Here is a 15,747-nt window from a genome sequence, read left to right on the forward strand (position 1 = left end):
CATACGAAGACAGGATCGAGATGAAAACGATTGGGGAGATGATAGAGCGCAATGCCCGTTTCTACGCGGACAGGGAAGCGCTGGTTTTCGATAGCCGGCGCGTGACTCATGGCGAGATGGCAGAGCGAGCCCGCCGATTCTCGGCTGCGCTTTACCAGCAGGGGCTTCGGCGTCAGGACCGGGTCGCGGTGCTGGCGATGAATTGCGCGGAATACTACGAGACTTACCGGGCATGCGAATGGGCCGGCTTTCTGCTCGCCACAATCAACTTCCGGCTTGCGCCAGCGGAAATTTCGCACATCCTGAAGGATGCAGCGCCGAAAGCCCTTGTCTTCGAAGCGCAATATTCGGAGGTCGTGGACGGTCTGCGCGCGCAGATGCCGGACATCGAACAATATATTTGTATCGGCGACGCACCGTCGTGGGCGATATCTTTCGAGTCCGTCATGGAAGCCGGTTCGCCGGATGGACCGCCGATCCGGTCACAGCCCGACGACTACGCTTATCTCATCTACACCAGCGGCACGACGGGCCGCCCAAAGGGAGTGGTTCGTACTCACCGTGCGATGTGCGCGACCGCGGAGAGCTGTGCGCTCGTGACGGAATTCTCCGGACATTCACGCGTGTTGCAGACCACACCGGCATTTCACGTGGGCGGTATCGGTTACGTGAACGCGGTCGCGTGGATGGGCGGTACGACCGTGTTGCACCGCGGTTTCGAGCCGAAGGCGATGCTCGAGACGATTCAGGCAGAGCGCATCACGTTCACGTTTCTCGTCTCGGCGATGCTTCAGGCGTTGCTCGACGTGCCGGAACTGGCGTCGTACGATCTGTCGAGCATCGAGAACATCACCACGGCGGCCGCGCCGGTTCCTGTACCACTGCTCCAACGGGGTATCAAAGTGCTCGGTCCCGTGTTCGCGGTCCAGTACGGCATGACTGAGAGTAATGCCTGCTGGCTGCCGGCACACGAAGTTCGGCCGCATGGCACGTCTGATGAAATTCGGCGTTTGGCGTCGGTGGGTCATCCGTGTCCGGGCATTGAATTGCGCATCGTCGACGATAACGGGGCGGACCTTCCGCAGGGACAGACCGGCGAAGTGTGGCTGCGCTCGGCCACCCAGTTGACCGGTTACTGGAACAACAGCGTTGCAACGGTCGAAGCGCTGCGGGATGGCTGGTATCGCAGTGGTGACATGGGCTATCAGGACAGTTGTGGTTATGTGTTTCTCGTCGACCGTAAGAAGGACATGATCATCTCGGGCGGTGAAAACATTTACAGCCGCGAAGTCGAAGACGCGTTGCTTCAGCATCCCGCGGTGATCGATGCGGCAGCGATCGGTGTGCCGCACGAGAAATGGGGCGAATGCGTAAAGGCGATTGTCGTGCTGCGCCCAGGCGAAGCGAGGCAGGAGGCCGAACTGATCGCGTTTTGCCGTGAGCTGATCGCAAGCTACAAATGTCCGAAGTCGATCCAGTTCGTCGACGAACTCCCGCGTCTGCCTACTGGGAAAATCAGCAAGGTCGTGTTGCGCCAGCGTTTCAGCCGCTGAACTTTTGGCGCGCGAGTACCTTCTTCGAATGAGAGTGAATCATGGGCAAATGGCTCAAAAGCACGGAATGCATTCAGTTCGATGTGGCTGAACGAGTTGCGCGAATCACGCTGAATCGCCCGGACAAGCGCAATGCGATTAACGGTGTTCTTCTGCGTGAACTGAAAGAGGCGCTGCTCGAAGCCGATGATCTGAAGTCGGTCAATGTGATTGTACTCAGTGGAGCCGGCAAAGATTTTTGCGCCGGTTACGACCTCGTCACGACGTATTCGGACCGTGCGGCTGAACAGACCGATCCGGGCGAATATCGCGGCACGGTACGCAGCTTCGATGACGATTGCTGGTCGATGGAGCGGCAGTCGGAAACCGTCAATCTGATGGCCGAAATTCACAAGCCGATCATTGCTCAGGTGCACGGCAACTGCCTCGCGGGTGGCACGGACCTCGCGTTGGCCTGCGATATGGTGCTGGCGGCGGACAACGCGCGGATCGGTTTTCCGGCGACGCGCGCGAATGGCTCGCCGCCGGCGCACATGTGGTTCTATCACGTTGGGCCGCAGTGGGCGAAGCGCCTTTTGCTGTCGGGCGACTCGCTGACGGGCCGAGATGCCGCGAAAATCGGTCTGGTGATGGATGCTGTGCCCGTCGAGGAACTCGACGCTGAAGTATCGGAATTGGCGCGCCGGTTGTCTTTCGTCGACGCCGACCTGCTTTCGGCCAACAAGCGGATTGTGAACCTCGGTCTTGAACTCGCGGGTGCGCGCACGCTGCAGCGCCTCGCTGTCGAGAACGATGCGCGCGCGCATCAGAGTCAGGGACCGCGCCGAGCGCAGTTCAAGGCCGACATGGAAGCCGTCGGTCTGAAGGATGCGCTTAAGCGTCGCGATGAGCCGTTCGGCAACGGCATGATCAAACTGCGTGCGCGCGGTGAATGATGCTCCCGCGCATGATGCAGGGAGCTTCCGAGCCGTCCGACTCACCCACTGAAGACCGTCAAACCATGGATGTCGAACTTTCACTACAGGGTGCGATTGCTACCCTATCGCTGAACCGGCCCGAGAAGCTCAACGCGTTGACGCCGGACATGCTGACCATGCTGATCGAACATCTCGATCGCATCGAGCGGGATCCTGCAATCCGTGCGGTGATCCTGACGGGCGCAGGGCGTGCATTTTGCGCGGGTGCCGATATCAAGGGCAGCGGCGCAGCGCCGCCGCAGATGAACGTGTCGCACGCGCGCCAGTCGATGGCCGTCTACCAGCAGATTGCATTGCGGCTCTATAACCTCGACAAGCCGGTGATTGCGGCGGTACGAGGCGTGGCGGTTGGCATCGCATGGAGCTATGCGCTTTGTGCCGACTTGCTGCTTGTGTCGGACACAGCCCAGTTCATCCCCGCGTTTCTTATGCGAGCGACGCTGCCCGAAGGCGGCATGGTGCATCTTCTCGCGCGTCACTGCGGCGAATTCCGGGCAAAAGAGATCATGTACCTCAACCGCAACCTGACCGGCCAAGAGGCATTTGAGTGCGGTTTGGCGAATCGCGTCGTCGAAGATGAGAAGCTCATGCAAGTCGCCGAGGATCTCGCTGCCGAACTGGCAGCAATGCCGACCTTCTCGGTCGGACTGACGAAGCAACTGTTCCGTTCGAACGCCGGCACGATGGAAGAGTTTCTCGTCCAGGAGCTGAACGCTGTCGCTCTGGCTGTGAATTCCGAGGATGCGGCCGAGGGACGACTGGCCGCGCGCGAAAAACGCACGCCAGCTTTCAAGGGGCGCTAGTCGATCACCTGATCCGATGCAAGCAGTCGGACAAGCAAGGCAGCGAGCGGTATCGGGTGTTCGCTGGCGGGGAAATTGCAGGAGGAGCCAGACATGCAGTTCGAGTACAGCCCAGAAGACGAAGCGTTTCGCCAAGAAGTGAGACAGTTCTTCACGGAGCAGTTGCCGGCCGGGATCTCCCACCGCTGGACGATTGGCGCTCACCCCCCGGCTAGAGAGGACATCCGTACGTGGCAAGGCATTCTTCATCGGCGCGGGTGGGGTGCGCCGCATTGGCCGGTGGAGCACGGCGGAACGGGGTGGTCCGGCTTTCGCAAGCATATTTTCATGGAAGAACTGTACAACGCTGATGCGATGGACTACGGCTGGCAGGGAACGCACATGGTTGCGCCCGTCATCATCGCGTTCGGCTCGGACTGGCAGAAGCAGCGCTTTCTGCCCGCCATTCTCTCGGGGGACGAGTTCTGGTGTCAGGGCTTCTCTGAGCCGAATGCGGGCTCGGACCTGGCGGGGCTCAGAACTACGGCGGTGCTCGACGGCGACGAATACGTGATCAACGGTCAGAAGATATGGACCAGCGACGCCACGATTGCTGATTGGGGATTCTTTCTCGTCAAGACGGATACGACGGTTAAGCCGCAGCGCGGCATCTCGTTTCTGCTCGTGAAGATGGACACGCCAGGCATCACAGTGCGCCCGATCGTTTCAATCGAAGGTGGAACTGGTCTCAACGAAGTCTTTCTCGAGAACGTCCGCGTGCCGAGCGCGCATCTGGTCGGTGAGGCCGGGATGGGGTGGACCTACGCGAAATATCTGCTGGAAAAGGAGCGCACGGCGAGCGCATTCCTTTACTTCAACAAGCGTGAATTGCAGCGTGCGAAGAGCATCGCCGAGCAGGAAACGATCGACGGAGTTCGTCTGATCGACACCCCGGAATTTGCCAGAAAGGTGGCGGCGGTTGAAGTGGACCTGCTGGCGCTCGAATGGTCGGTATTGAGAATCCTCGCGGAGGAAAAGACCACGCGCAATCTCGATGCGGTGATTTCGGCGCTTAAGATCAGCGGCTCGGAAATGCAGCAACGCGTCACGGAGTTGCAGATCGACGCACTCGGTCCTCGCAGCATGCGCTTCCAGGAGCACGGCGATTGGGATGTCGAGAATCCGTTAGCCGACGAGGCATGGCCTGGCTATGTGGCTGGCCGGACGACCGGTTATCTCTTCGGCCGGGCATCGACCATTTACGGCGGCGCGCGGGAAGTGCAGAAAAATATTATTGCCCGGCTCGCCTTTGGACTTTGACCACCATGGACTTCAATCTTTCCGACGAACAATTGATGCTGAAGGACGGCGTAGAGCGATTCGTCCAGCAGGAATATGGATTCGAAACGCGCCGGGAGATCGCCGCGAGCGAAGAAGGCTTTAGCCGTGCACGCTGGCAGGCCTACGCGGAGCTCGGCTGGCTCGGTCTGACACTACCCGAAGATGTGGGCGGCCTGGCTTGCTCATTTGTCGAGACGGCTGTGGTCATGGAAGCGTTCGGCCGCGGCATGGTGCTCGAGCCCATTGTGCAAACGGCGGTGCTGTGCGCGACGATCATCGATCGCAGTGGTTCGGAGGCGCAGCGGCAGGCTCTCTTGCCCGCCGTCATCGAGGGCCGGCTACTTCTTGCACTGGCCGACAGCGAGGCGGGCTCGCGCTTCAAGCTGGGCTGCCACGCGCATACCAGTGCCCGCAAGATGCAAGGCGGCTATTTGCTGAGCGGCGCCAAGACGCTGGTGATTGCAGGCGGGTCAGCGGACCAGTTACTCGTGACCGCGCGCCTCGAGGACGCGGCGGAAGGTCCCGCGATTTTCGTCGTCGATCGCCTCGCAGCGGGCGTGAGTTGTCGTACGTATCGCCTGCTTGATGGATCCCGTGCCGCGGACATCGAGTTTCGTCACGTCGAACTGGATGAGTCGGCGTTGCTGAGCGCTCCTGAAACTGCGCCAGAATTGCTTGAGACTGCGGCGGGGCTCGCCACGCTCGCGAGCGTGGCCGAGATCCTTGGCGTGATGGAAGGCGTGATGGACATCACGGCCGACTATATCAAGGCACGGGTGCAGTTCGGTCAGCCGATCGGCAAGTTCCAGGCGCTGCAACACCGGATGGCCGAAATGTTTGTTGCCGTAGAGGAGACGCGCTCGATGCTCTATTGCGGCATTGCGCATCTAGATCGGCCGGCAACGGAGCGCAGCCGCGTGCTATCGGCTGCCAAGGCGGTCGCCGGACGCGCGAGCCGTTTCGTCTGCGCGCAAGGCATCCAGTTGCACGGCGGCATGGGGATGACCGAGGAATATCAGGTGGGCCACTATTTCCGCAAAATGACGATGATGGAAAAGATGTTCGGCGACATCGACTTCCACCTCGCGCGTTTTGCCGCCAGGCATTGAATCGCAGCGGCTGCAATCATGGGGAAAATGACATATGTCGCGACTTAAAGGAAAGATTGCCATTGTCACCGGCGCAGCGTCGGGAATTGGCGCAGCCTGTGCCGCGATGCTCGCCGCTCAAGGCGCACAGGTGGTTGTGGCGGACCGCAATGTCGACGGAGCAAAGGCGCAAGTCCAGCGCATTGAGCAGAACGGTGGTCAGGCGATTGCCGCGCAGGTCGATATTGGCGACGAGGCTTCGATCGCTGCGCTGTTCGCGCTGACATACGAAACATGGGGTGGCGTCGACGTGTTGCACAACAACGCGGCGGCAACTTCGATTTCGAGCACCGTCGATGATGTCGTGGAAGCAGTCGATGTTTCCGTCTGGGATGACACCATGCGGATCAACCTGCGCGGCACCATGCTGGCGTCGCGCTACGCGATCCCGTTTATGCGCGCTCGCGGAGGCGGTTCGATCATCAACACGTCGTCGGGCGCGGCGCAGGCTGGTGCGCTTGGTTATAGCGCTTATGGCGTCTGCAAGGCAGGCATCGAAGCATTGACGCGTTACCTTGCTACGCAGCATGGCAAGGAGGGGATTCGCTGCAACGCGATCGCGCCGGGTCTGATCGTGACGCCAGCGACGGTGGGGCACTATGCGGGACCGGCGGGCGAGATGATGCTCAGCCATCATCTGACGCCGCGGCTCGGGCAGCCCGAAGATGTGGCGCATGCCGTGGTGTATCTCGCGTCCGATGAGGCTGCTTTCGTCACAGGGCAAATCATCAACGTGGACGGTGGTCTGCTGTCTCATCAGCCCTATTATGCGGACGAGATCCGGGCTAGAGCTTCGGCCGGTCAGACGGTAGACGCGGGGAGGACAACGTGATGACGGATACCCATCTTGTCGCCCGAATCGAGCGCGTCGAAGCGCAACTGGCGATTCAGCAGTTGCCGGTTCGCTATGCGATTGCTGTCGATTCTCGCGATCTCGATACCCTTGTTGGGCTCTTCACCGACGACGTCAATTGCGGCCGCTGGGGCACCGGCCGGGCAGCCCTAAAAACGTTTTACGGATCCGGGCAGATCCTTCGTTCCTTCTACCGTAGCATTCACCAGATATGTGGACATGCCATCGACCTGGTCGACGAGGACCACGCATCCGGTCAGGTGTATTGTCGCGCGGAGCACGAGGATAACGGCAAATGGGTAGTCATGGCGATCTGCTATTTCGATCACTATGTGCGCCGTGACGGCGCCTGGTATTTTGAGCGCCGCGACGAGCGCCACTGGTATTCGACCGACTGGCTGGAGCGGCCGGGAACGCCGCGCTTTCAGAACTGGCCCGGAAAGTACGAGAGTGATAAATACCAGCCGCGCCTGCCGCACACCTTCCCGACCTGGGCGTCGTTCTGGGAGGCCGGCGAGGCCGCCACGATCGACACGCTCACGCGCTCGCCCTGACTCTCCTCGTGGCGCGACGACTGCGGGAGTGAGTCGCGGGCCGGGGCAGCGTCCATCCTCTTATGACGCACTGGGCAGGCGAATCACCAGTCCGTCGAGTTCTGGCGTGACATTGATCTGGCATGTGAGGCGGCTATTTTCCCGCACATCCATGGCGCAGGTCAGCATGTCGGTCTCGTACGACTCAGCCGGCGGCATGTGGCTAACCCATGCATCATCCACATAGGCATGGCAGGTAGCGCAACTGCAACTGCCGCCGCAGTCTCCCAGGATGCCCGCCACCTGATTGCTGACGGCGGTCTGCATGACAGATTCGCCAAGCTTGGCGGTCGTGACGGTTTCGGTGCCGTCCGGTTGAATGAATCGAATGATAGGCATGATGTCGTTGGATGTGGAAAGGTCAATCAGACTGCAGGAAGTAGGCTTTTAAGCGGGATCGAATCGTCGGCGAGTTCGGTTGCCTTGACGGGAATCTTTTCGCCGACAAAACGCTTCGCCAGCATGAATTCCTGTGGGCGGCTGACCGTGTCGGCGGCGAGCATCACGCCTTCTTTCAGATAGAACGCGGAGAACGAACGGCTTTCCGGCGCACCGCGCAGCACGAGTTCGTCATATCCCTGCGACAAGCCCACCATCTTCAGCTTGAGATCGTATTGGTCGGACCAGAACCATGGCACGCTGTTGTACACCCGTTCCTTGCCGCAAAGAGTGGCCGCTGCCGTGCGCGCCTGTTCCATCGCGTTTGGCACGGACTCGAGCCGCAAGCGCCGGCCGAACAGTCCATTGGGATGATTGGTGCAGTCGCCTATGGCAAAGATGTCGGGGTCGGACGTGCGGGTGTGCTCGTCGACGACGATACCGTTGTCCACGGAGAGCCCCGCTGTCTCTGCGAGTTCGGTGGCCGGTTGCAGGCCGACGCCGACGATGACGAGATCTGCCGGAATGCGTGAACCGTCGGCGCATCTAACCGCTGCAACGGCGTCGCCGGACGCATCGAGTTCGAAGCCGCTAACCGCCGTGCCGGTGCGGACGTCAACGCCAGCCTCCCGATGCACCTGCTCATAGAACGCCGAGAGTTCAGGCGCCGTGACTCTCGCGAGTACACGCGGCAATGCCTCCAGAACGGTGACATGCAGGCCTCGCCTGACAGCGATTGCCGCTACTTCAAGGCCAATATATCCGCCGCCTATGATGACGAGACGCACCCCCGAATGAAACTGTGCACGGATGCGCGTGACGTGATCGAGCGTGCGCAGATAGTGAAAGTTCGGCTGCTTTTCAATCTGTTCGATGCCCGGCAGTTCGAGCCTCCGCGCGTGCCCGCCGGTGGCGATGACAAGCTTCGTATAGCCGGTTTCGCGTCCGTCCGACAGAGTAACCGTGTGGGCGGCGCGGTCGATGCGACCGACCCGGGTATTCGGAATAAATTCGATCTTGGCCTTGTCGTAAGTAGCTTGAGGCTTGAGGTAAAGCTGCTCGGCTGTGAGCTCGCCGGATAGAAAGGCTTTGGATAGCGGCGGCCGCTGATATGGCAGATGTGACTCCTCGCCAATCAACACAATGCGGCCCGCCCAGCCTTGGTCACGAATGCTGGTTGCGCATTCGCCGGCTGCGTGGCCGGCGCCGACGACTAGCACGGTGTCTTGGGGAGCTGCAGCGGTCATGAAGGCAAACTCCTGTCTCGCGTCGCCATTGTGCGTTTCATGACGCAACAACGGCAATCCATATTGTGAATATTGTTCTCAATTGTGAACGTGCTGGTAGGTGACTGTCAATGCTCGCTAATCCGGGGACGAATGGGCCGGCCGGGCAAGTGCATCGATGCCGCCTGTGGCGAAGCGCACGAGGTACGAATGCATGCTTTCAATCTCCACTGACGACAGCTGCGAAGCGCCGGCGGTTGAGCCTGCTTTCGCGGCGCGCGCGTACAGCTCGTTCAGCACCAGATGGAATACCGATTCGACGAAGCTCTGCATCAGCCTGATCGTGTCGGGATCCGCCTTGGGTAGTGCGATCGCGAATGCTTCGCGATAACGCGCCGCGGTCGCCGCATATTGGTCGTAGAAAGGTGCCGTCAGATCGGGCCGTTCGAGCAAACAACTGTTCTGGGTCAGGAGACGAAGGTAGTTGTGCCAGCCTCGGTCGCCGCTTTTCAAGTGTGTGAACGCCGGTGTCGACAGGGCAGTGACGATCGCACCGATGCTGGGCGGCGCGTCACGAGTGCCGTCCAGCAATTCATCGAGCGATTCAGTCACCTGCTGGCTGATGACCGCCGCACGCCGTCCAATCGCTTCGCGGAAAAGGGCATCCTTGCTCCCGAAATGATAGCGCGCAAGACTGAATTCCAGTCCACAGGCTTGCATGATGTCGCGGATCGATGTGCCGAAGTAACCATGTAGTGCGAATAATTCTTCGGCGGTGTCGAGGATGCGCCCGGCTGTCGTACGTCGCGTGATCGCAGCAGGGGCGCTCGCTGCGACAGGCGTGGCCATAGTTGGGGCACATACGGAACTGTTGCTGTGACGCGCCATGACTTGCTTCCCTGTAGCAAAAAAGCGGGGCAGCGATGGTACCCGATGCCGCTGACTCACGCGATCCGCAGGTAAAAATTCTCTCTTGCACAATCGTGCAAATTCGAACATAGTTCACATATTAGCACTCCGGTGGGGCTCTTGCGCGCGAGTTTTTCGTGCCCCTAAAACTTCAATGACAGGAGACAGCATCATGGGCGATCACATGAGACTTCAGGATTTCGACGATCCAGCGTTCAATCCCTTCTTCGAGGATTCGTTGGCCTACGGCGCAGATACCGATCCTTATCCGCGCATTGCCGCATTGCGCGAGCAGGGTTCGGTGCAGAAGGGGGATTATCGTGTGCTCATGGGCACGCATGCCGACCTGACGATGTCCGACGTCGAGCACTATTGTGTGTTTGGTTATGCCGAGGTTGCGCAAGTGTTGGGCGATCCAGCGACCTTTTCGAACCGATCCTACGAACGCAATATCGGGATCAGTTTTGGCCGTAGCATTTCGACGATGGATGCGCCGGAGCATCCGAGGTATCGGCGGATTTTCCAGAAGGCGTTCTTACCCAACACTGTGGCCGCATGGGGCGATACGCTGGTCGACCCGGTAGTGAACGAGCTGATGGAGAAATTTGTCGGTCGCGGCCATGCCGACCTCGTGCAGGAATTCACACTTCATTACCCGTTCAACATCATTTACCGTCAGTTGGCGCTGCCGCCAGAGCACGTCAAGGTATTTCACAAGCTCGCTATCGCACAGACCCTCGTCTCGGTCGATATCGAGCACGGGGTCGAAGCCTCTACCAAGCTCGGCAAGTACTTCTCGCAACTCGTCGCGCAACGTCGGGAGAGCCCTGGCGATGACCTCGTCAGTATGCTGGCGACGGCTGAGGTCGACGGCGAACGCTTGCCCGAAGAGGTCGTCATTTCATTCCTCCGGCAATTGGTGAACGCAGGCGGCGATACGACTTATCGTGCGACGAGCGTATTGTTGCTTGGCTTGTTGCGGAATCCGGATCAACTCGACGCCGTGCGCGCCGACCGCACACTTGTGCCGCGCGCCATTGAAGAGGCGCTGCGTTGGGATGGGCCGGTGCTGATGCAATCGCGCATGGCGGCGCGCGATGTGACACTGGGAAGCGTCGATATTCCCGCAGGGGCGTTCCTCGACGTGGTGGCCGGCGGCGCCAATCGAGATCCCAGCCGTTTCGCAGATCCCGACCGATTCGATATTTTCCGCACCAGCACGCATCGGCATTTCGCTTTCGCGTATGGGCCACACGTCTGCATTGGCCAGCATTTGGCGCGCGTCGAGATGACACGTGCACTCAACTCGATTCTTGACCGGTTGCCTAACCTGCGTCTCGATCCGGCGGCACCTGCTCCGCTGATCAATGGAATCATGATGCGCGTCCCGCATTCGATTCCGGTCGTATTTGACTGAGCACCCAGGGCGTAAGGGGCCAGCAAGCCATTGCTGCCGGGTCTTGACGCTACAGGTACAACAACACGCGGCCCGGAACGTTGGTAGATCGCCCGAAGCGAGACCGTTCGAAAAGCCGTCGGAGACTGAACTGATGACCGAGTTCGACTATATCGTCGTGGGGGCGGGGGCAGCCGGATGCGTGCTGGCCAACCGCTTGTCAGCGAGCGGACGCCATGAAGTTTTGCTGATAGAGGCGGGTCCGGAGGACACCGATCCGTTGATCAGGATGCCAAAAGGGTTCGGAAAGTTGCTTGGTGATCCCGCTCACGCATGGTTCATTCCTGTGCAACCGGACAACGGCAATGGACATAGAAATGAGGTGTGGTTGCGCGGCAAGATGCTCGGCGGTTCAAGCAGTATCAATGGCATGGTCTACATGCGCGGCCATCCAGAAGATTATGACGGTTGGGCGGCGCAAGGAGTTGAAGGCTGGAGCTGGCGAGACGTAGCGCCCTGCTTCAGGCGCATCGAAGATCACGCGCTCGGTGCCGATGAACTGCGCGGCGAAGGCGGTCCGCTGAAGGTGTCGCTGTACGCGCAACGCAACCGTCTCGGCGAAGCGGTCCTCGAGGCCTGTCGGTCGCTTGGCGTGCGACGCGTCGAGGACCTCAACCGGCTCGATCACGAAGGCGTCGCGTACCTGACCTACACGATCCGCAACGGACGGAGGCAGAGTTCGGCCGAAGCGTTTCTCAAGCCCGCGAGGAAGCGCAAGAACCTGACGGTAGTCACAGGTACCGAAGTCAGCCGCATCGTATTCAAGGGCACGCGTGCCGTGGGCGTGCAATGCCAACGCGGTGGTGTCGACACCGCGTACGGGGCACGCCGCGAGGTTGTGCTTTCAGCGGGTGCGCTGGAGTCGCCGCGGCTGTTGCAGCTGTCGGGCGTGGGCGACCCACTGCATTTGCAGTCGCTGGGTATCCGTGTGGTCGCAGAAAGTCCTGGAGTGGGCCGGAACATGCGCGAACACTTGCTGTATATGATTCAAGCGCGTCTCAAGCATTGGCGCGATTCGCAGAACCGGCAGTTCGCTGGCGTGCGTTTGTGGCGCAACGCGCTGCGGTATTTTCTGTTCCACAGCGGCGTACTGGCATTGGGTTCGTATCAAGTGGGCGGTTTCGTCAAAACCGCGCCTGGTGCAACCCGGCCCGACGTGCAACTGATGATGGCACCGTACTCGTTGGATTTCGATGCGGCCGGCTACGGTTTCGAATCGTTCCCCGGCATGCAGCTGTTCAGCTATCCGCTCAGGCCCGAGAGCCAGGGGCACGTGAAAATTGTTTCGGCTGATCGCACTACGCCGCCCGAAGTGACCGGCAACTATCTTGCCGATCCATACGATCAGCGCATGGCGGTCAACGCATTCCGTCTGATGCGCAAAGTCTTTGCCGCAGAGCCCTTGGCGAGCCTGCTGGATGGCGAGACGCGACCTGGTTCCGCCATTCAATCTGACGGCGAAATTCTCGAATTGTACCGGCGCGAAGGCCAGTCGGGTTATCACGCTTGCGGTACTTGCAAGATGGGTACGGACAGCCTGGCTGTACTTGATTCGCGGCTGCGCGTTCGCGGCGTTGACGGTCTTCGCGTGATGGATCTGTCGGTTACGCCGACGATGATTTCCGGCAATACCAACGGCCCGATGATGGCAATGGCGTGGCGGGCTGCCGATCTGATTCTGGAGGACGCACGATGACCAGGTTTGACCAGTATCGCGACCGATATGCAAACATTCGCTTCGACAGACGCGATGGCATTCTTCTGATCCAACTGCATACCGATGGTGGCCCGCTCAAATGGGGGGCGCTAGACGGAAGCATCCATACGCAACTCGGCGAGGCGTTTTACCAGGTTGCGCGCGATCTTGATAACCGGGTCGTCATCCTGACGGGTACGGGCGATGTCTTTTGCGACAGTATGAATTACGCCGAGTTACCGTCAGAGCCGTTGGCGAAGATCTGGCCGCGGCTACAGCGAGAGGGGCTGGACCTCCTTATGCAGCTGCTCGATATTCCGGTTCCTGTGATCGGCGCAATCAACGGCCCGGCGCACATTCACGCGGAATTGCTCGCACTATCGGATATCGTGCTGGCCGCAGGCCATGCAGACATTGCCGATCAGGCGCATTTCGTACATGGCGTCGTGCCGGCAGACGGTGTTCAGATTGTCTGGCCGATGTTGCTCGGTTCCAACCGCGGTCGATATTTTCTGCTTACTGGCCAGCATCTTTCCGCGCAGCAAGCGCTCGAACTTGGTGTCGTCAGCGAAGTGCTTGCTTCCGAGCGCCTACTCGAACGCGCTTGGGAGCTGGCAAGAGAACTGGCTGCGAAGCCCATCGAAACGCTGCGTTACACGCGCACTGTTTTTTCCCAGCCCTTCAAGCGCCGCATGGTCGACGAACTCGGCTATGGACTCGCGCTGGAGGGATTGGCCGGTATCGCGGCAGCGGTTTGAACGTTGCGGCCTGAGGCCACGAAATCTTGATCAAGGAGACACGGCGTGAACAAATCGGTGCAAGAGTCGAACGGCGCAGAGATCGTCCAGCGGGCGCTGGACTATGCGACTCGCGAAGGCGGCGAGATCGGCGTCCAGGTCGCGGCTTATCTGGACGGCAAGCTGGTGATTGACGCCTGGAGCGGCTTGGCCGATCCGGCCACGGGGCGCCTCGTGGACGGCGAGACGCTTTTCAACGTCTATTCGGTCACCAAGGCCGTTGCAGCGACCGCGTTGCACATCTTGGCCGATCGCGGCCACATCGATTACGAAGCACCCGTTGCGCGCTACTGGCCGGAATATGCCGCACGTGGCAAGGCGCGCACGACGGTTCGAGACGTGTTGACGCATCGCGCGTGCGTGCCGCAAATGCCAGAAGACGTGACGCCAGAGCTGATGTGCGACTGGAATTGGATGACAGCCGCGATTGTCGACCTGGAGCCTCTAGCGGAACCGGGTACGAAGACGCTCTATCTGTCGATGACGTTCGGGTGGATCGTCGGTGAGCTGGTCAGACGGGCCGATCCGCAGGGGCGCTCGTTGGGGCGATTCGTGCGCGAAGAAATTGCGCAGCCGTTAGGCATTGCCGACTTGTGGATTGGCATCCCGGATGCAGTCGAGTCGCGCATAGCAAAGCTCACGGACGCGATGTTGCCGGTGCCGCCTGAATATCTACCGCCGCTTTTCCTGGCCTCGATGCCTGAGCAGGTTGCGTTGAACCCAACCGTATTCGAACGGCCCGACGTGCGTCGCGCGGAGGTGGCCGGCGTGGGAGGCATATTCAACGCGCGAAGCGAAGCGCGCTTTTGGGCGATGCTGGCGGGCGGTGGCGAAATCGACGGCGTGCGGTTGCTGTCGAAGGAACTTGTCGCGACCTTGAATACGCCGCGGGCGAACAGCGAGGAACCTGACCCGGTTATGTTCGGATTTCCGATTCCGATCACCATCGGCGGGTTCTGGTTCGGCGGGATGTACCCACCGGTGACCGCCGTTCAGTCGCCGCGCGCGTTGTGTCATCCAGGGCAGGGAAACTCGATCGGCTGGGCCGATCCGGACACCGGCCTTGCCGTCGCGATCTGCCACAACAAACTCTTCAACCCTTCTTCGCCGGACGAAGACCCTTTGCTGCCTATCGCGCAGGCGATACGTCAGGCTTTGAATTTGATTTAGGTTCTTGTCATGCCAATTGATCTCACCTATCTGCGACAATGGATCGGCAGGACCGAGACTGTCTCAGACACGCTTGCGCTCACACCGATGAACGCGCTTGCCGCGGCGCTTGACCACGACAGCCAACCTTTTGCGCCAGGAGATGCGTTGCCGCCTTTGTGGCACTGGCTCTATTTTCTGCCGGTGCACCGACAGTCGCTCGTGGGGCCAGACGGTCATCCTAAACGCGGCGGATTCCTGCCGCCGGTTGAGTTGCCTCGACGGATGTGGGCAGGCAGTCAGCTCCTCTTTTCGCGGCGCTTGCAAGCAGGGGACAAGATCACCCGATTCTCGACGATCGAGGATGTGACCTACAAAAACGGCCGCAGTGGCGATCTCGTATTCGTCAAGGTGCTGCACGAGGTTCATGATGCCGCGGGCTTGGCGATGACGGAGCGCCAGGATATCGTCTATCGGGATCATCCAGCCGCTAGCGAAGTGCCGCCGATACTGCGACCGGCACCGGAGAGTGCGCAATGGAAGCGTGAGATTCATCCAGACCCGGTTCTGCTGTTTCGCTATTCAGCGCTGACATTGAACGGCCATCGCATCCACTACGACCGGCCGTATGCGGTGGAGCAAGAGGGCTACCCGGGACTGGTCGTGCATGGCCCGCTGCTGGCCACGTTGCTGCTCGATCTTTTGCATCGTGAACTGCCAGAAGAGACGGTCAAGGCCTATTCGTTTCGTGCAATGAGCCCGGTAATTGATACGGCTCCGTTCTTCGTTTGCGGGCAAACTGATAGAGACCAAGGGAAGACGGTGAGGTTGTGGATCGCCGGCAACGACGGTACGTTGCGGATGGAAGCCGATGCGGTACTTGCCTAGC

15 protein-coding genes are annotated in these 15,747 nt (G+C 60.2%); 12 read left to right on the forward strand and 3 right to left on the reverse strand.

The window, feature by feature from the left end; all coding sequences use genetic code 11:
* The first annotated feature begins 20 nt into the window (after positions 1-20).
* From B0G69_RS36410 to B0G69_RS36440, 7 genes are all read left to right on the forward strand, one after another.
* Entirely contained in the window at positions 21-1,553 is a 1,533-nt protein-coding gene (locus B0G69_RS36410) for a long-chain fatty acid--CoA ligase (RefSeq protein ID WP_121324896.1), read from the forward strand.
* 41 nt (positions 1,554-1,594) lie between these two features.
* A complete protein-coding gene (locus B0G69_RS36415) occupies positions 1,595-2,488 on the forward strand; it encodes a crotonase/enoyl-CoA hydratase family protein (protein WP_121324897.1) in 894 nt (297 codons plus the stop codon).
* Between the two features lie 65 nt (positions 2,489-2,553).
* Entirely contained in the window at positions 2,554-3,333 is a 780-nt protein-coding gene (locus B0G69_RS36420) for an enoyl-CoA hydratase/isomerase family protein (protein WP_121324898.1), read from the forward strand.
* A 93-nt stretch (positions 3,334-3,426) separates the two neighbouring features.
* Complete coding sequence (locus B0G69_RS36425) at positions 3,427-4,632, forward strand: acyl-CoA dehydrogenase family protein (RefSeq protein WP_121324899.1); 1,206 nt, start codon at positions 3,427-3,429, stop codon at positions 4,630-4,632.
* A gap of 5 nt (positions 4,633-4,637) precedes the next feature.
* Entirely contained in the window at positions 4,638-5,762 is a 1,125-nt protein-coding gene (locus B0G69_RS36430; RefSeq protein WP_121324900.1) for an acyl-CoA dehydrogenase family protein, read from the forward strand.
* Positions 5,763-5,796: 34 nt separating this feature from the next.
* Entirely contained in the window at positions 5,797-6,633 is an 837-nt protein-coding gene (locus B0G69_RS36435; protein ID WP_121324901.1) for an SDR family oxidoreductase, read from the forward strand.
* A complete protein-coding gene (locus tag B0G69_RS36440; protein WP_241991657.1) occupies positions 6,633-7,208 on the forward strand; it encodes a nuclear transport factor 2 family protein in 576 nt (191 codons plus the stop codon). The genes B0G69_RS36435 and B0G69_RS36440 overlap by 1 nt, the downstream gene beginning before the upstream one ends.
* A 60-nt stretch (positions 7,209-7,268) precedes the next feature.
* Here B0G69_RS36440 and B0G69_RS36445 read toward each other — a convergent pair whose 3' ends face one another.
* The 3 genes from B0G69_RS36445 to B0G69_RS36455 form a co-directional block, all read right to left on the reverse strand.
* Positions 7,269-7,586: a 2Fe-2S iron-sulfur cluster-binding protein gene (locus B0G69_RS36445; protein ID WP_121324903.1), complete on the reverse strand. Its 318-nt coding sequence runs from the start codon at positions 7,584-7,586 to the stop codon at positions 7,269-7,271.
* 26 nt (positions 7,587-7,612) lie between these two features.
* Complete coding sequence (locus tag B0G69_RS36450) at positions 7,613-8,872, reverse strand: FAD-dependent oxidoreductase (protein ID WP_121325131.1); 1,260 nt, start codon at positions 8,870-8,872, stop codon at positions 7,613-7,615.
* Between the two features lie 117 nt (positions 8,873-8,989).
* A complete protein-coding gene (locus B0G69_RS36455) occupies positions 8,990-9,850 on the reverse strand; it encodes a TetR/AcrR family transcriptional regulator (RefSeq protein ID WP_121324904.1) in 861 nt (286 codons plus the stop codon).
* 82 nt (positions 9,851-9,932) lie between these two features.
* On the opposite strand from B0G69_RS36455, the gene B0G69_RS36460 reads away from it, so the two are divergent.
* The 5 genes from B0G69_RS36460 (at position 9,933) to B0G69_RS36480 (ending at position 15,746) form a co-directional block, all read left to right on the forward strand.
* Positions 9,933-11,177: a cytochrome P450 gene (locus B0G69_RS36460; RefSeq protein ID WP_121324905.1), complete on the forward strand. Its 1,245-nt coding sequence runs from the start codon at positions 9,933-9,935 to the stop codon at positions 11,175-11,177.
* Positions 11,178-11,310: 133 nt separating this feature from the next.
* A complete protein-coding gene (locus tag B0G69_RS36465) occupies positions 11,311-12,912 on the forward strand; it encodes a GMC family oxidoreductase N-terminal domain-containing protein (protein WP_121324906.1) in 1,602 nt (533 codons plus the stop codon).
* Complete coding sequence (locus B0G69_RS36470) at positions 12,909-13,670, forward strand: enoyl-CoA hydratase/isomerase family protein (protein WP_121324907.1); 762 nt, start codon at positions 12,909-12,911, stop codon at positions 13,668-13,670. Before B0G69_RS36465 ends, B0G69_RS36470 begins: the two co-directional genes overlap by 4 nt.
* 57 nt (positions 13,671-13,727) lie before the next feature.
* Positions 13,728-14,879, forward strand: a complete 1,152-nt coding sequence (locus B0G69_RS36475) for a serine hydrolase domain-containing protein (protein WP_241991703.1) — start codon at positions 13,728-13,730, stop codon at positions 14,877-14,879.
* A gap of 9 nt (positions 14,880-14,888) precedes the next feature.
* Positions 14,889-15,746, forward strand: coding sequence for a MaoC family dehydratase N-terminal domain-containing protein (locus B0G69_RS36480; protein ID WP_121324909.1), 858 nt, complete (start codon positions 14,889-14,891; stop codon positions 15,744-15,746).
* The last annotated feature ends 1 nt before the right edge of the window (position 15,747 follow it).

This window comes from Paraburkholderia sp. RAU2J (genome assembly GCF_003634845.1).
Classification (GTDB): Bacteria; Pseudomonadota; Gammaproteobacteria; order Burkholderiales; family Burkholderiaceae; genus Paraburkholderia; species Paraburkholderia fynbosensis.

What these genes read in the sequence shown, in the direction of transcription:
- B0G69_RS36410 (WP_121324896.1), top strand. Translation starts at nt 21, where the DNA reads ATGAAAACGATTGGGGAGATGATAGAGCGCAATGCCCGTTTCTACGCG.
- B0G69_RS36415 (WP_121324897.1), top strand. Translation starts at nt 1,595, where the DNA reads ATGGGCAAATGGCTCAAAAGCACGGAATGCATTCAGTTCGATGTGGCT.
- B0G69_RS36420 (WP_121324898.1), top strand. Translation starts at nt 2,554, where the DNA reads ATGGATGTCGAACTTTCACTACAGGGTGCGATTGCTACCCTATCGCTG.
- B0G69_RS36425 (WP_121324899.1), top strand. Translation starts at nt 3,427, where the DNA reads ATGCAGTTCGAGTACAGCCCAGAAGACGAAGCGTTTCGCCAAGAAGTG.
- B0G69_RS36430 (WP_121324900.1), top strand. Translation starts at nt 4,638, where the DNA reads ATGGACTTCAATCTTTCCGACGAACAATTGATGCTGAAGGACGGCGTA.
- B0G69_RS36435 (WP_121324901.1), top strand. Translation starts at nt 5,797, where the DNA reads ATGTCGCGACTTAAAGGAAAGATTGCCATTGTCACCGGCGCAGCGTCG.
- B0G69_RS36440 (WP_241991657.1), top strand. Translation starts at nt 6,633, where the DNA reads ATGACGGATACCCATCTTGTCGCCCGAATCGAGCGCGTCGAAGCGCAA.
- B0G69_RS36445 (WP_121324903.1), bottom strand. Translation starts at nt 7,586, where the DNA reads ATGCCTATCATTCGATTCATTCAACCGGACGGCACCGAAACCGTCACG.
- B0G69_RS36450 (WP_121325131.1), bottom strand. Translation starts at nt 8,872, where the DNA reads ATGACCGCTGCAGCTCCCCAAGACACCGTGCTAGTCGTCGGCGCCGGC.
- B0G69_RS36455 (WP_121324904.1), bottom strand. Translation starts at nt 9,850, where the DNA reads ATGTTCGAATTTGCACGATTGTGCAAGAGAGAATTTTTACCTGCGGAT.
- B0G69_RS36460 (WP_121324905.1), top strand. Translation starts at nt 9,933, where the DNA reads ATGGGCGATCACATGAGACTTCAGGATTTCGACGATCCAGCGTTCAAT.
- B0G69_RS36465 (WP_121324906.1), top strand. Translation starts at nt 11,311, where the DNA reads ATGACCGAGTTCGACTATATCGTCGTGGGGGCGGGGGCAGCCGGATGC.
- B0G69_RS36470 (WP_121324907.1), top strand. Translation starts at nt 12,909, where the DNA reads ATGACCAGGTTTGACCAGTATCGCGACCGATATGCAAACATTCGCTTC.
- B0G69_RS36480 (WP_121324909.1), top strand. Translation starts at nt 14,889, where the DNA reads ATGCCAATTGATCTCACCTATCTGCGACAATGGATCGGCAGGACCGAG.